This window comes from Micromonospora sp. CA-249363 (genome assembly GCF_050950185.1).
Taxonomy (GTDB): domain Bacteria; phylum Actinomycetota; class Actinomycetes; order Mycobacteriales; family Micromonosporaceae; genus Micromonospora.
In genome coordinates this window covers 1,562,211-1,576,068 of the sequence record NZ_CP192020.1, presented here as the reverse complement: position 1 = coordinate 1,576,068, position 13,858 = coordinate 1,562,211, and the positions used below count along the sequence as shown (strand labels likewise).

12 protein-coding genes, 1 pseudogene and 1 riboswitch are annotated in these 13,858 nt (G+C 73.5%); of the genes and pseudogenes, 4 read left to right on the top strand and 9 right to left on the bottom strand.

Translation table 11 applies throughout. The annotated features are described in order from the left end of the window. Positions 1-20 precede the first annotated feature (20 nt). The 7 genes and pseudogenes from pspM to ACQPZK_RS07370 form a co-directional block, all read right to left on the bottom strand. Positions 21-806, bottom strand: coding sequence for a phage shock envelope stress response protein PspM (gene pspM / locus ACQPZK_RS07400; protein WP_433537564.1), 786 nt, complete (start codon positions 804-806; stop codon positions 21-23). 26 nt (positions 807-832) lie between these two features. Further along, positions 833-1,705 (bottom strand): PspA/IM30 family protein, encoded by an 873-nt coding sequence (locus ACQPZK_RS07395; RefSeq protein WP_433537563.1) that lies wholly within the window; start codon positions 1,703-1,705, stop codon positions 833-835. Positions 1,706-1,907: 202 nt separating this feature from the next. Next, a complete protein-coding gene (locus tag ACQPZK_RS07390; RefSeq protein WP_357122511.1) occupies positions 1,908-2,366 on the bottom strand; it encodes a helix-turn-helix domain-containing protein in 459 nt (152 codons plus the stop codon). Between the two features lie 258 nt (positions 2,367-2,624). Continuing rightward, positions 2,625-3,161, bottom strand: a pseudogene (locus ACQPZK_RS07385) (CinA family protein); the annotation flags it as partial. Positions 3,162-3,334: 173 nt separating this feature from the next. Then, the gene (pgsA, locus tag ACQPZK_RS07380) at positions 3,335-3,928 is read right to left on the bottom strand and encodes a CDP-diacylglycerol--glycerol-3-phosphate 3-phosphatidyltransferase (RefSeq protein ID WP_433537562.1); all 594 of its coding nucleotides are present in this window, start codon (positions 3,926-3,928) and stop codon (positions 3,335-3,337) included. 77 nt (positions 3,929-4,005) lie between these two features. Continuing rightward, on the bottom strand, positions 4,006-5,514 hold the full coding sequence (gene rimO, locus ACQPZK_RS07375; RefSeq protein ID WP_433537561.1) for a 30S ribosomal protein S12 methylthiotransferase RimO: 1,509 nt from the start codon (positions 5,512-5,514) through the stop codon (positions 4,006-4,008). 80 nt (positions 5,515-5,594) lie between these two features. Next, positions 5,595-6,518 carry an ornithine cyclodeaminase family protein gene (locus ACQPZK_RS07370; RefSeq protein ID WP_433539136.1) on the bottom strand — a complete coding sequence of 308 codons (924 nt, stop codon included), beginning with the start codon at positions 6,516-6,518 and terminating at the stop codon, positions 5,595-5,597. A 92-nt stretch (positions 6,519-6,610) separates the two neighbouring features. Then, a riboswitch (guanidine-III (ykkC-III) riboswitch) is annotated at positions 6,611-6,682 on the top strand. A 33-nt stretch (positions 6,683-6,715) separates the two neighbouring features. On the opposite strand from ACQPZK_RS07370, the gene ACQPZK_RS07365 reads away from it, so the two are divergent. After that, positions 6,716-7,030, top strand: a complete 315-nt coding sequence (locus ACQPZK_RS07365; RefSeq protein WP_433539135.1) for a DMT family transporter — start codon at positions 6,716-6,718, stop codon at positions 7,028-7,030. 73 nt (positions 7,031-7,103) lie between these two features. Next, positions 7,104-7,349 (top strand): hypothetical protein, encoded by a 246-nt coding sequence (locus ACQPZK_RS07360; RefSeq protein ID WP_357122493.1) that lies wholly within the window; start codon positions 7,104-7,106, stop codon positions 7,347-7,349. A 65-nt stretch (positions 7,350-7,414) separates the two neighbouring features. Here the strand turns inward: ACQPZK_RS07360 and ACQPZK_RS07355 are convergent, their stop codons facing one another. Next, positions 7,415-9,868 (bottom strand): DNA translocase FtsK 4TM domain-containing protein, encoded by a 2,454-nt coding sequence (locus ACQPZK_RS07355; protein ID WP_433537560.1) that lies wholly within the window; start codon positions 9,866-9,868, stop codon positions 7,415-7,417. Positions 9,869-9,981: 113 nt separating this feature from the next. Between ACQPZK_RS07355 and ACQPZK_RS07350 the strand changes: the two genes are divergently transcribed. Continuing rightward, a complete protein-coding gene (locus ACQPZK_RS07350) occupies positions 9,982-10,452 on the top strand; it encodes a YbjN domain-containing protein (RefSeq protein ID WP_433537559.1) in 471 nt (156 codons plus the stop codon). Then, complete coding sequence (locus ACQPZK_RS07345; RefSeq protein ID WP_433537558.1) at positions 10,449-12,107, top strand: YbjN domain-containing protein; 1,659 nt, start codon at positions 10,449-10,451, stop codon at positions 12,105-12,107. The genes ACQPZK_RS07350 and ACQPZK_RS07345 overlap by 4 nt, the downstream gene beginning before the upstream one ends. 55 nt (positions 12,108-12,162) lie before the next feature. On the opposite strand, the gene ACQPZK_RS07340 is transcribed toward ACQPZK_RS07345, so the two are convergent. Continuing rightward, positions 12,163-13,851: a ribonuclease J gene (locus tag ACQPZK_RS07340; protein WP_433537557.1), complete on the bottom strand. Its 1,689-nt coding sequence runs from the start codon at positions 13,849-13,851 to the stop codon at positions 12,163-12,165. Positions 13,852-13,858: the final 7 nt, after the last annotated feature.

Genomic DNA, 13,858 nt, shown 5'->3' with positions numbered 1-13,858 from the left:
CGGCGGGTGGGCGCGCGGCCTCAGCGGGTGGGCGTGCGCAGGCCGGCGCCGCCGCCGCGCAGCTCGGCCAGGGCCGACGCCACGCCGTGCAGGAGATCGGTGGCCTCGGTGAGTCGGTCCGCGGCCGGGTGGGTGGGTTCCGGACGGGCGTCCTCGGCGAGGTAGCCGGCGGCGGCCACCACCAGCCGCTCGTACGCCGCCACCCCGCCCTCCAACTGCGCGGTCAACGCGGCGTGGGCGTCGGCCAGCGGCGCCCGGGCGTCGGTCGGCGCGAGCCGCAGGGCCCGTTCGACGCTGGCCACCCGGTTGGCGAGCTCCCGCAACGACCGGTCGGCGGCGGTGGCCTCCAGCACGGCCGGTTCGGCCAGCCCGGTGAGCCGGGGCGCCATCCCGGCCAGGGTGAGCGAGGCGCGGTCCAGTCGCGCCCACTGCTGCCCGGCGGTGGTGCCCCGCAGCGCGACCCGGCTGCGCACCCGGCGTACCTCCGCCAGCACCCCCGAGCCGACCGGCAGTCGCTCGACGGCGGCCACCAGGCGGGCCCGGGACCGGGCGGCGGCCTCGGCCGGGTCCAGTGCCGGGGGCGCGGGTTGGGCGGCCAACGCCCGCAGGTCGATCCAGCGCCAGGCGGCCAACGCCACCGCGCTGCCCGCGGCGCCGGCCCAGGCCGCGTCCGGCAGACCGAGGCCGGCGTACGGGGTCAGCACCGCCGCGGCGCCGCCGAGCCCACCGGCCAGTACGCTCCAACGCCGGGCGGACCGGCGCAGCCGACCCAGTTGACGGAAGTAGCGCGTCCGCTCGTCTGCCACCGAAAAGACCCCCTCGGACCGGTCGTTCAGCCGGCGGCGGTCGGGTCGCCGGTGCCCCGCTCACGGGCCATGCTGGCGCGCAGCTCGTCCAGCCTCGCGGCGGCGGACGGGTCGCCGGCGGGGCCCGCCTGCTCGGCCTGCGGGACCGCCTGGCGCTGCCCCGTGCCGCCGAGCTGCTCCCCCGCCATGCTGGAACGGATCTGCTCCAGACGGGCCGAGCCCGCCGAGTCGATCGTCGCCTTCTGGATCTCCAGCATCCGACCTTCGACGGAGTTGCCGGCCAGCTCGGCGCGGCCCATCGCGTTGGCGTACCGCCGCTCGATACGGTCCCGTACCTCGTCCAGGGACGGAGTGGTGCCGGGCGCGGTCAGCGTCGACATCGACTCCAACGAGCGGGCCACGGTCTCCTGCATCTTGGCCTGCTCCAGCTGGCTGAGCAGCTTGGTGCGCTCGGCGAGCTTCTGCTGGAGGATCATCGAGTTGTTCTCGACGGCGCGGCGGGCCTGCGCGGCCGCGCCGAGCGCCTGGTCGTGCAGGGTCTTCAGGTCCTCGGTGGCCTGCTCGGCGGAGACCAGCTGGGTGGCCAGGGCCTGCGCGGACTGCTCGAACCGCGCCGCCTCGGCCTCGTCGCCCTTGGCACGGGCCTGGTCGGAGAGCACCAGGGCCTGCCGGGCGTTGCCCTGGAGCCGCTCGACCTCGGACATCTGCCGGGACAGCTTCATCTCCAGCTGACGCTGGTTGCCGATGACGGCGGCCGCCTGCTGGACCAGCGCCTGGTGCTGCCGCTGGGCATCCTCGATGGCCTGCTGGATCTGCACCTTGGGGTCGGCGTGCTCGTCGATCTTCGCGCCGAACAGCGCCATCAGGTAGTTCCAGCCCTTGACGAACGGGTTCGCCATCTCCGCGGTATCCCCTCAGTAGCGTCGCTGCACCGCGGTCGGGCCGGATTGCGCCGACCGACCGCGACCCGGCCGGTCTCCATCGTCCCAGCAGAACGCCAGCGCGGCATCCGTACCGGGCGCACGACGGGAACCGTCGGCTCCTGCGGGCAACCCTACGCGGCCGGGGCCACCTCGCCCATGGGCAACGGAAGCGCGGGGCTCAGGCGGCGCAGACCACGTCCCGGTCACGCTCGGTGGGCCGGACCCGCGTGCTGCGCAGCGTCGCCCGCAGCGGGGAGTCCTGCCGGACCGACACGGCGACCTTGCCGTCGGACGTGACCTGGCGGACGCCCCGGTTGGCGGCCTTGCGCACGGCGGCCGGCGCGACGGGCGCGGCCTCGGCCGGCTCGTCCTGCATGCCGACGAGCACCCCGGCGGGCATCTGCTCGGCGAGCGCCACGGTGTCGCTCACCTCGCGCAGAAGCTCGGAGAGGCGAGCGCCGAGCGCGTCACAGATCGCGGCCAGCAACTCGCTGGACGGCTCCTTGTGCCCTCGCTCGATCTCGGAGAGGTAACCGAGGCTGACATTGGCGGCGGTGGACACCTCACGCAGTGTGCGCTGCTGTCCCTGCCGGCGCGCCCGCAGTGCGTCACCGATCACCCGGCGTAGCAGGACCATCGCACCTCCCCCTGAGGGATACCTCACGCCCGGCGTCAGGCAGCCGGCCGCGGCGGACCGCGCCGACTCCGAGCGTCGGAGCCTTCCCGCAACCGTACCCGCTGCGCGCCCCGGCGACATCCCACCCCGCCCGTCGGATCCTGGCGGGACGACTCACCGACGCCCCGCGCCGGCCGTCCCCAGGCCGTCCAGGGCGTCGTCACCGACCGCTTCCGCGCCGTCCCCGGCGGCACCGCCGGTGCTGTCCGCGCCGGCAGACGCGCTCGCGTCCGCCGGCTCCGGGCTGTTGAGAGCGGCCTCGTCGGCGGCGTGGATGCGTTCGGCGAGCAGCCGCAGCGCCTCGATCACGGCGGCCGAGCGTACGTGGTCCCGCCCGCCGTCGAGGTCGAGTTCGCGGACCTCGACGCCATCCGGGCCGGCGACGGCGACGTAGACCAGGCCGACGGGTTTGCCGTCCTGCGGCTCCGGGCCGGCGACGCCGGTGGTGGCGAGCCCCCAGTCCGCCCCGCAGCGCCGCCGACCGCCCTCGGCGAGCGCCGCCGCCACGTCGGGGTCGACCGGTCCGCGCTCGCTGAGCAGATCGGCCGGTACGCCGGCCAACGTGGCCTTCAGCTCGGTGGCGTAGACGACCAGTCCGCCCCGGTAGATCCCGCTGACCCCGGCGATCTCCACGATCGACGCGGCCAGCAGCCCGCCGGTGAGCGATTCGACGGTGGCGAGGGTCTCGTGCCGCTGCGACAGGCTGTGCACGACACCCGCCGCCGCGCTACCCGTCGCGTTCTCTTCCCGCTGCATGATCCCGTCCTTCCCCACCCGCCACCCCCCAACCCTCCCGCCCAACCCCGCCCAACCCTCCCGCCCGAGCCCTGTCGATCATGAAGTTATCGCCCCGACACGCCGGCCCGAGAGGCAACAACTTCATGATCACCGCATGCCTGCGGGCGGGCGGGCAGGCGGGGTGGGGCGGGTCAGGGGCGGGGGCGGCGGAGGCGGAGGGCCTGGAGGATGTAGTCGAAGCCTGTCGCCACCGTGACCAGAACGGCGGCGCCCATGATCCAGGGGCCGACGGCGGCGAGGGCGGCCGGCATCGGCCAGAGGTACCAGGCGATGGCCAGGATCTGGAGCGCGGTCTTGATCTTGCCGCCCCGGCTGGCGGCGATCACACCGTGCCGGATCACCCAGAACCGCAGCCCGGTGATGCCCACCTCACGGACGAGGATCAGCGTCGTCACCCACCAGGGCAGCCGGTCGTACCAGGAGAGCAGCACCAACGCCGCGCCGGTGAGCGCCTTGTCGGCGATCGGGTCGGCCACCTTGCCGACCGAGGTGACCAGTCCGAACCGGCGGGCGATCCAGCCGTCCACCAGATCGGTGGCCGAGGCCACCGCGAAGATCAGGCAGGCCGCCATCCGCCAGCCGGCGTGACTCATCCCGGACACGATCACCGAGGCGGCGAAGACCGGCACCAGCACCAGCCGCAACGCGGTCAGGGCGTTGGCCGCGTTGAGCACGGGTACCCGCGCGACCACCCGGGCCGGCGTCGACTCCGTCGCTCCGGTCACCGTCTCGCTCCGCCCGCGCCGCCGTGGCGTTCCCGGCACCGCACCACCTGGCTCCCCCGCTCCGTCCGGGCCCGCCGTCACCGTGCCGCGCCGGGCGCCGCCGAGATCATCTCATCCGGCACCGCGAGCAGATCCACCCCTTCGGTGCCGGTCACCGTGGCCCGCACCAGGTCACCCGGGCGCAGGGCGGCCAGGTCGACCCCGCCGTCGGCCGGCGCGACAAGCGTCGTCGATCCGTCCACCTCCGGCGCCTGGTGCGCGGCGCGGCCCTCCACCACACCGTCCACGATCGCGTCGACGAGCACCTCGACGGTCGAGCCGAGCCGATCCTCGGCCCGCTGGGAGCAGAGCTCGTCGGCGAGCGCGCTCAGCCGGTCGTACCGCCGCTTGATGGTGGCGGCGGACACCTTGCCGGGCAGGCCGGCCGCCTCGGTGCCGTCCTCGTCGCTGTAGTCGAACATGCCGATCGCGTCCAGCCGGGCCTCGGTCAGGAACCGGGTCAGCTCGTCGACGTCGGCGCGGGTCTCGCCGGGGAAGCCGACGATGAAGTTGCTCCGCGCGCCCGCCTCCGGGGCCAGCGAACGGGCACTAGCCAGCAACTCCAGGAACCGGTCGGTGGAGCCGAAACGCCGCATCCGGCGCAGCACGGGCTCACTCGAGTGCTGGAACGACAGGTCGAAGTACGGGGCCACCCCGGGCGTACCGGCGATCGCCTCGACCAGCCCGGGCCGCGTCTCGGCGGGCTGGAGGTAGCTCACCCGCACCCGGACGATGCCGGACACCGCGGCGAGCTGCGGCAACAGCTTCTCCAGCGCCCGCGGGTCGCCCAGGTCCTTGCCGTACGAGGTGGAGTTCTCGCTGACCAGCACCAGCTCCCGTACGCCGGTCTTGGCCAGCCACTCCGCCTCGGCGAGCAGCTCGTCCGGCGTACGGGAGACGAACGCCCCACGGAACGCCGGGATGGCACAGAACGCGCAGCGCCGGTCACAGCCGCTGGCGAGCTTCAAGGACGCGACCGGGCCGGTGTCCAGTCGACGGCGCAGCACCTGACGCAGGTGCGCCGGGGTGTGCTCGTCGGTGTCGACGGCGGCGCGCGCCACGGTGCCGTGCCCGGGCAGGGACACGCCGCTGTCGCGGCGCTTCACCGGCGTCAGCGGCAGCAGCTCGCGGCGGTCCCGCGGGGTGTGCGCGGTCACCTGCTCACCGGCGACCACGGCGTTGAGCCGGGCGGCGATGTCCGGGTAGTCGTCGAAGCTCAGCACCGCCTGCGCCTCGGGCAGACTGTCGGCCAGCTCCTTGCCGTACCGCTCGGCCATGCAGCCGGCGGCCACCACCTTGGCGCCCGTACCGGCGGCGGCGAGCAGCGTCTGGATCGAATCCTGCTTGGCCTTCTCCACGAAGCCGCAGGTGTTAACGACCACCACGTCGGCGCCCTCGCCGTCGGTGCTCACCTGCCAGCCGTCGGCGTGCAGCCGGGCGGCCAGCTCCTCCGAGTCGACCTCGTTGCGGGCGCAGCCCAGGGTGAGCAGGGCGACGCGACGGCCCTCGGCGTTGTCGGAAGCGGAAGGAGAGGTGGCAGACACCATCCGAGGGTACCGGGCCGCTCGCGGTAGCCCACGCACGCGGGCACGCTGGCCGGCGGGATCACCGCGCGTGCCGGCGTCGGTCACCGGGTCACGGCGGTCGCGCGGGTCAGCGCGTCGAGCAGGAAGACCTCGGTGCCGGCCAGTCCGGTGCAGCAGAAGACGGAGACCTGGTCCGCCGTGGTCCGGCCGGGAACCGCACCCGCCAGGACGCCGCCCAGGTCCCGCAACCGTCCGGCGTACGGGGGCAGGGCGGCGAGCATCGGCGGCTGGTAGTCCGCCGCCTGGGCCGGCGAATCGGTGACCAGCAGATCGGCGACGTCGAGCAGATCGGTGCCGAACTCGCTGCGGTCCTGCTGCTTGAAGCCGACCGTGTTGACGTGCGTGCCGGGGCTCATGTCGGCGGCGCGCAGCACCGGCGTGCGGCTCGTGGTGGCGAGCACCACGATGTCCCGGCCGGTGACGGCCGCGCCGGGGTCGGCGACCGCGCGCGCCGGCACGCCCAGTTCGGCGCGTACCCGGGCGGCGAAGGAGTCCCGGCGTGCCGCCGAGCGGCTGTGCACCACCACCTCGCGCAGCGGGCGCACGGCTGCCGCGGCCCACACCTGGGTCCACGCCTGCCGCCCGGAGCCGATCACGCCGAGGGTGGTCGCGTCCGGCCGGGCCAGCGCGTCCACCGCGACCCCGCCCAGCCCACCGGTACGACGGGAGCCCAGCTCCTCGCCGACGGCGACGGCCCGGACCGCTCCGGTATCGGCGTCGTGCAGCACGACCAGCTGCTCGCCCCGGGGGTGGCCGAACGTGTCGTACGAGCGGTAGCCGTACCACTGGCCGACCAGGTGCCCGGCGGTGAGCACCATCCGCCCGCCGCCGAGCGGGGCGGCGGCCCGGGGTGGCGCGACCAGGCGCCCCTCGTACGCGGCCACCAGGGCGGCCCGCATGGCGTCGACGGTGGTGGCGGCGTCCAGGGCGGCGGCGACCTCGGGGTCGGCGTAGAGCAGGGCCATGTCCGCCATAGTGCAAGTTGAAGCGAAGTAGAGGTCAACTCGTGGTGGTGTGAGTCACCGCCCGGTGCCGCCGGGCGGTGCTAGCGTCGGCCGTGGTGGCCCCGTACGCGGTGGTCACTCCGGACGAGCGGTGGGCGTACCCGGTCAGGCCAAGACGCCCCGGCAGACTGATCCGACTCGTCCTCCTGAGGTGAATGATGGCCTGGCTCGTACTCGTGATCTCCGGACTGCTGGAGACGGCCTGGGCCATCGCCCTGGACCGCAGCGCCGGCTTCACCCGGCTGCTCCCGTCGGTGGTGTTCGTGGTGGCCCTGGCGCTGAGCATGGGGGGCCTGGCGTACGCGTTGCGCGACATCCCGGTCGGCACCGGGTACGCGGTCTGGGTCGGTATCGGCGCGGTGGGCACGGCGGTGGTCGGAATGGTGGCGCTCGGCGATTCGGTGAGCCTGCCCCGGATCTTCTGCCTGCTGCTGGTGGTCGCCGGCGTGGTCGGCCTGAAGATCTTCCATTGACGACCAGGCGTGGCGAGCGCCCACAGTGGGTAGTGATCGATTCGTCACGACAGGCTCTCACCAGGAGGAAGACATGGCCGACATCCCCACCACCGCCCGCCCGCGCAGCAACGCCGCCCGCATCCTCACCATCGTGGGTTTCGTCTTCGCGGTGCTGGCCCTGCTGCTCAACCCGATCATCTTCGGTGTGCTCGGCATCATCGCCGGCATCGTCGGCGCGGTCCTGGGCGACAAGCCGCTGGGCTGGTACGCCGCCGCGGCCAGCGGGGTGGCCGCGATCATCGGCCTGGTGGTCGTCGCGGCTCTGATCAACAACTGACCACCCCGACGTCACGGGCCCGCCGGATACCGGCGGGCCCGTCGTGTGTCCGGGGTCGGGTGTGGTCAGTCCACGTCGCCGCGCAGGCCGACCAGGACCTCCTCCAGCTCGTCCGGCTTGACCAGCACGTCGCGCGCCTTCGAACCCTCGGACGGCCCGACCACCCCCCGGGTCTCCATCAGGTCCATGAGGCGGCCCGCCTTGGCGAAACCGACCCGCAGCTTGCGCTGGAGCATCGAGGTGGAGCCGAACTGTGAGGTGACCACCAGCTCCACGGCCTGCACCAGCAGGTCGAGGTCGTCGCCGATGTCCTCGTCGATCTTCTTCTTGGTGTCCTGGGCGGGGGTCAGCACGTCCGGGCGGAACTCCGGCTCACGCTGGTCCTTGCAGAACTTCACCACGTCGCTGATCTCGCGCTCGGTGACCCACGCGCCCTGGATGCGGACCGGCTTCGACGCGCCCATCGGCAGGAAGAGCCCGTCACCCCGGCCGAGCAGCTTTTCCGCGCCCGGCTGGTCGAGGATGACCCGCGAGTCCGCGAGAGACGAGGTGGCGAACGCCAACCGGGACGGCACGTTCGCCTTGATCAGACCGGTCACCACGTCGACCGAGGGCCGCTGGGTGGCCAGGACCAGGTGGATACCGGCGGCCCGGGCCAACTGCGTGATCCGGACGACCGAGTCCTCCACGTCACGCGGCGCGACCATCATCAGGTCGGCCAGCTCGTCCACGATCACCAGCAGGTACGGGTACGGGCGCATCTCCCGCTCGCTGCCCGGCGGGGCCTTGATCTCGCCGTTGCGGACCTTGCGGTTGAAGTCGTCGATGTGCCGGACCCCGTTGGCCGCGAGGTCGTCGTAGCGCATGTCCATCTCGCGCACGACCCAGTCCAGCGAGTCCGCCGCCTTCTTGGCGTTGGTGACGATGGGCGTGACCAGGTGCGGGATTCCCTCGTAGCCGGTCATCTCGACCCGCTTCGGGTCGATCAGCAGCAACCGCACCTCGTCCGGCGTCGCCCGGGTCAGGATCGACACCAGCAGGGAGTTCAGGCAGGACGACTTGCCCGCGCCGGTGGCGCCGGCGATGAGGATGTGCGGCATCTTGGCGAGGTTGGCCACCACGTAGCCGCCCTCGATGTCCTTGCCGAGCGCCACCACCATCGGATGGTGGTCGCTCGTCGCCGCCCGCGAGCGCAGCACGTCGCCGAGCGACACGTTCTCCGGGTCGGTGTTCGGGATCTCCACGCCGACCGCGCTCTTGCCCGGGATCGGGCTGAGGATCCGTACGTCCGGCGACTTCACGGCGTAGGCGATGTTGCGCGAGAGCTGGGTGATCCGCTCGACCTTGACGCCGTGCCCCAACTCCACCTCGTAGCGGGTGACCGTCGGGCCCCGGGTGAAGCCGGTGACGGCGGCGTCCACGTCGAACTGGTCGAAGACGCCGGTCAGCGCGGCGATCACCTCGTCGTTGGCCTTGCTGCGGGTCTTGGGCGCGGCCCCGCTGCTGAGCATGTTGGCCGGCGGCAGGGTGTAGTCGCCGGCCAACCCGGTCAACGCGAGCTGCTCGGCACGGGTGGGCGCGGGCGAGTGCTCGGGCGGCTCGGCCGGCTTGCGGCTGGCCGGCACCTTCGCCGGTGCCTTGCGCGGCAGGACCATGGTCTCCTGGAGGTCCGCGCCGTCCAGGTCCTCGAAGTCGTCCGGGTCGATCGGTGGCGGCATCCGCTTCGCCGGCCGCTTGCGCGCCGGCCGCGCGGCCGGCTCGTCGTCCTCCTCGGCGGCCTCCGGAGGCGCGACCAACCCACCGGCGAGCAGGCCCAGCCGCTCCGGGATCTTGTTGATCGGCGTCGCCGTGACCACGAGCAGGCCGAAGAGCAGGAGCAGGACCAGCAGGGGTACGGCCACCCAGGCGGTGACCGCCCGTTCCAGCAGCCCGCCCACACCGGCGCCGACCAGGCCACCGGCGAAGTCACGCTCCACGGTGTCCACCGGGTCCTGACCGATCTGGAGCAGCGCGGCGGTCGACACCAGCAGCGAGCCCCAGCCGATCAGCCCTCGGCCCCGGTGCTCCGGGTCGGCGGGCTGACGCATGAGCCGCCACGCCCCGATCATCAGCAGCACCGGCACCACCACGGAGATCGCGCCGAGGAACAACCGGACCGTGTCGGCCAGGCGGGCGCCCACCGGGCCGGCGCCGGAGAACCACAGCGCCACGGCGCTGAGCAGGGCCAGCCCGAACAGCAGCAGCCCGGCCCCGTCGCGGCGGTGCTCCGGGTCCAGGTCGCGGGCGGAGGCGGCCTGCCGGCCGGCGGCCCGCACGGCCCACCCCATCCCGTGCGCCAGCCCCATCCACAGTGCACCGACGGCGCGGCCGACGTAGACGGCGGGGCCCGGACGGGCGGGTGTGGTGCGTCGCCGTACCGGCGCCCGGGTCTTCTTCGCCGGTTGACGGGCACGGCTGTTGGTGCCACCGCGCGGCGACGCGCCGCGTCGCCGGCTCGCCTGAGAGGTACGGCCCGCCATAGAGTCACGGTAACGGTGGGGCCGGGCAGATCGCCGCTTTTCCGGGTCGTGTCCGCGCGTCGCAGCACGGACCCCGCCGCCGGTCGTGATATCCGCCTCAGAAGGGATGCCCGATGGCGTCGCCGGGAATCGAGGACGATCCGCTGGCCGGGCACCCCAATGCGGTACGCCCGCTGACCGGCGAGCTGATCGCCGCGGTGCTCGCCGCGCGTGGCCGCCCGGTCGGCCGTGCCCCCGACGGCGACCTCGTGGGACGCTTCGACGACAACCTGATCTGGTTCCTGCGCCTCGGCGTCGATGGCGAGATGCTCCAGGTCCGCACGATGGTCGCGCCGACCTTCGGGATCGAGCGGGTGCCCGACCTGTACGCCTTCTGCAACTCGTGGAACCACGACCGGCTCTGGCCCAAGGCGTTCGTGCACGTCGACGACGCCGGGCGGGCCCGGATCCACGGTGAGGTGATCACCGACCTGGAACGCGGCGTCACGCCCCACCAACTCGACCGACTGCTCGACTGCGGCATCACGACCGGCTGCCAGCTCGCCGTCGCCGTCGGTCGCCTGCCCGGCGCGGTGTCGGCGTGACCGGCCGGGAGGAGACCACGGGCAGCCGCACCGACCGGGCGCACGCGCCCGCCGGCGGGAACGACGGCCGGAGTGTCGGGCAGCGCGTCCCGGCGTTGGTGTCCGCGCTCGCCGACGCCCGGGACCTGCCCGACGGGTCCGGCCGGCTGGCCGCGCTGGAACGGGTCGCCGAGCGCGCCGACGCCGCCGCGGACGTCCGGTCCGCACTGGACGCGAGGTTCGCGCTCATCGAGGCGTACCTGCTGAACGGCGAGCGGTGGCGGCTCGTCGAGCCGGTACGACGCTGCCGGGCCGCCGCCGAGACGTGGCCCACGCTGCTCGGCGACGCCGAGAGGGTGCTGTTGACGCGCTACCAGCGATACGCGGTGGAGGCGCTGCTCGGCACCCCACGCGTGGGGCTGGACCAGACCCGTCTGCTCCTTGCCGACCTGGCCGAGCGGGTGGGGACGGACGGGCTCGACGCGCCGACCGTCGCCGAACTGCGCTGCCGGATCGCCGACCACCTGGGCGACGAGCCCACCGCCCGGCACTTCTACCGGCAGTGGGCGGGTACGCGTGGCGGTCCGGCCGGTGGGTGTCCCGGCTGCGCCCCCGCCCGCCGCGCGGAACTGCTGGCCGGCTGGGGTGAGTGGCAGGCGGCCCGCGCCGAGCTGGAGGCGTCCGACACCGACGCGCCGACCTGCACCGACCAGCCCGAGCGGGCCCTGGTCGCCGGACTGCTGCCACGGTTACGGCTCGGCGCGGCCGAGGAGGCGGCGGCGGCGCACGTGCGGGCGTACCGGCGGCACCGAAGCGAGCGTGCCGCGTTCGCTCATCTCGCCACCCACCTGCGGTTCTGCGCGCTCGGCGGGCATCTGGACCGCGGGTTGGCCATCCTGGCCGAGCAGCTGCCCCGACTGGACCGACCGACCGACGACCTCGCCGCCATGGAGTTCGCCGCCGCCGGAGCGCTGGTCTGCGGGCTGGCCGACGAGGCGGGGCTGGGCGACCGGCGGGTGCGCCGCCCGGCGTACGGCGAGCGTCCGGCCACCGAGCTGGACACCTCGACCCTCGGCGCGCTGCTGCTCGGCCTCGCCACCGACCTGGCGGGCAGCTTCGACGCCCGCAACGGCACCGGTCACCAGTCCGGAAGGATCGCGGCCTGGTTGGCCGACCGTCCCACCGCGACGACCGTGCCGCTGCCCGGTGGCGGCGACGTCGCCGACGAGGAGGACGACGCCGATCCCGGGGTGGACCGCGAGTCCGAGCGGGAGCTGATGGCGCTCACCGCCGACCTCATCACCGCGACGCTGGACCGGCGCGGCGACCGGTACCTGGTCGACGACGACGGCACGGTGGTCGGCCGGTGGGGCGCTGCGGTGATCCAGTTCCGGCGGGCCGGCGAGCGCGGCGAGGTGCTGCACACCCGGGCGATGGCCGACCGACGGCTACCGGCCGAGCGGCGGTCCGAGGCGTACGCCTTCTGCAACGCGTGGAACCACGACCGGCTGCTGCCCAAGGCGTACGCGCACGACCTCGACACCGAGATCGTGCTCGCCGGGGACGTGGCCACCGACCTCGCGCACGGGATCGCGCCGGAGCAGCTGCGGGTGCTGGTGGATGCCGCCATCGCCACCGGCGTCGCGTACGCGGAGGCCGTGGCAGCCCTGCCCTGACGGACGGCGACGCCGGTCCATCCTCGCGGGATGGACCGGCGTCAGAGCGCCCTGCTCAGACCTCGACGACGGTGGGCACGATCATGGGCCGCCGCCGGTACGCGTCGTTGACCCACCGCCCCACGGTCCGCCGAACGATCTGCTGGAGCTGGTGCGGGTCGGTGATGCCGTCCGAGGCGGCGCGGTTGAGCGCTTCGGTGACCAGGGGGATCACCGGGTTGAACGCCTCCGGGTCCTCGGAGAAGCCCTTCGCCGACAGCGTCGGACCGGCGACCACCTTGCCGGTGACCGAGTCGACGACGACGGTCGTGGCGATGAACCCGCCGTCACCGAGGATGCGCCGTTCGGTGAGCAGCGACTCGCTGACATCACCGACGGCGAGGCCGTCGACGTAGACGTACCGGCTCTTGACGTGGCCCACCAGGCTGGCGCGGCCCTCGACCAGGTCGACCACGTCGCCGTCCTCGCAGATCACCACCCGGTCGGGGGCGACACCGGACTCGACGCCGAGCCGGGCGTGTGCGCGCAGGTGACGCCACTCGCCGTGCACGGGCATCAGGTTGCTGGGTCGGACCACGTTGAGCAGGTAGAGCAGTTCACCGGCGGGCGCGTGACCGGAGACGTGCACCTTCGCGACGTCCTTGTGCACGACCACCGCGCCGGCGCGGGCGAGCCGGTTGATGACCCGGTAGACCGAGGTCTCGTTGCCCGGCACCAGCGACGAGGCCAGCACGACGGTGTCGCCGGGCGCGATCGTGATGTGCCGGTGGTCGCCGCTGGCCATCCGGCCGAGCGCGCTCATCGGCTCGCCCTGCGACCCGGTGGACATCAGCACGATCTGGTCCGGAGGCAGCGTCGTCGCCTCCTCGATCCCGATGACCAGGCCGGCCGGGATGTTGAGCAGGCCCAGGTCCCGGGCGATGCCCATGTTGCGGACCATGGACCGGCCGATCAGGGCGACCTTGCGACCATGCTCGGCGGCGGAGTCGAAGACCTGCTGCACCCGGTGCACGTGCGAGGCGAACGAGGCCACGATGATCCGGCCCTTGGCCTTCGCGAAGATCGAGTCGAGCACCGGCCCGATCTCCCGCTCCGGGGTGACGAAGCCGGGGATCTCCGCGTTTGTGGAGTCGGAGAGCAGCAGGTCCACGCCCTCGGCGCCGAGCCGCGCGAAGCCGGCCAGGTCGGTGATCCGGCCGTCCAGCGGGAGCTGGTCCATCTTGAAGTCGCCGGTGTGCAGCACCAGACCGGCCGGCGTGCGGATGGCCACCGCGAGCGCGTCCGGGATGGAGTGGTTGACCGCGAAGAATTCGCACTCGAACGGCCCGAGCCGCTCCCGGCCGCCCTCGCGCACGGTCAACGTGTACGGCTGGATCCGCCGCTCGGCCAGCTTCGCCTCGACCAGCGCGAGGGTGAACTGCGAGCCGACCAGCGGGATGTCGGGCTTGTGGGCCAGCAGGTACGGCACCGCGCCGATGTGGTCCTCGTGCCCGTGGGTGAGCACGATCGCCTGGACGTCGGCCAGCCGGTCCAGGATCGGGCCGAAGTCGGGCAGGATCAGGTCCACGCCCGGCTGCTCGACGTCGGGGAAGAGCACCCCGCAGTCGACGATCAGCAACTTGCCGTCGTACTCGAAGACGGTCATGTTCCGACCGATGGCGCCGAGCCCGCCGAGCGGGATGATCCGCAGGCCACCTTCCGGCAGCGGCGGGGGTAGTTCCGCCTCGATGTGCGCCTCGGTCACGCGTCCA

Coding starts and splice junctions, on each gene's coding strand:
- ACQPZK_RS07395 (WP_433537563.1), bottom strand. CDS start 1,705: ATGGCGAACCCGTTCGTCAAGGGCTGGAACTACCTGATGGCGCTGTTC.
- ACQPZK_RS07390 (WP_357122511.1), bottom strand. CDS start 2,366: ATGGTCCTGCTACGCCGGGTGATCGGTGACGCACTGCGGGCGCGCCGG.
- rimO (WP_433537561.1), bottom strand. CDS start 5,514: ATGGTGTCTGCCACCTCTCCTTCCGCTTCCGACAACGCCGAGGGCCGT.
- ACQPZK_RS07370 (WP_433539136.1), bottom strand. CDS start 6,518: ATGGCCCTGCTCTACGCCGACCCCGAGGTCGCCGCCGCCCTGGACGCC.
- ACQPZK_RS07365 (WP_433539135.1), top strand. CDS start 6,716: ATGGCCTGGCTCGTACTCGTGATCTCCGGACTGCTGGAGACGGCCTGG.
- ACQPZK_RS07360 (WP_357122493.1), top strand. CDS start 7,104: ATGGCCGACATCCCCACCACCGCCCGCCCGCGCAGCAACGCCGCCCGC.
- ACQPZK_RS07355 (WP_433537560.1), bottom strand. CDS start 9,868: ATGGCGGGCCGTACCTCTCAGGCGAGCCGGCGACGCGGCGCGTCGCCG.
- ACQPZK_RS07350 (WP_433537559.1), top strand. CDS start 9,982: ATGGCGTCGCCGGGAATCGAGGACGATCCGCTGGCCGGGCACCCCAAT.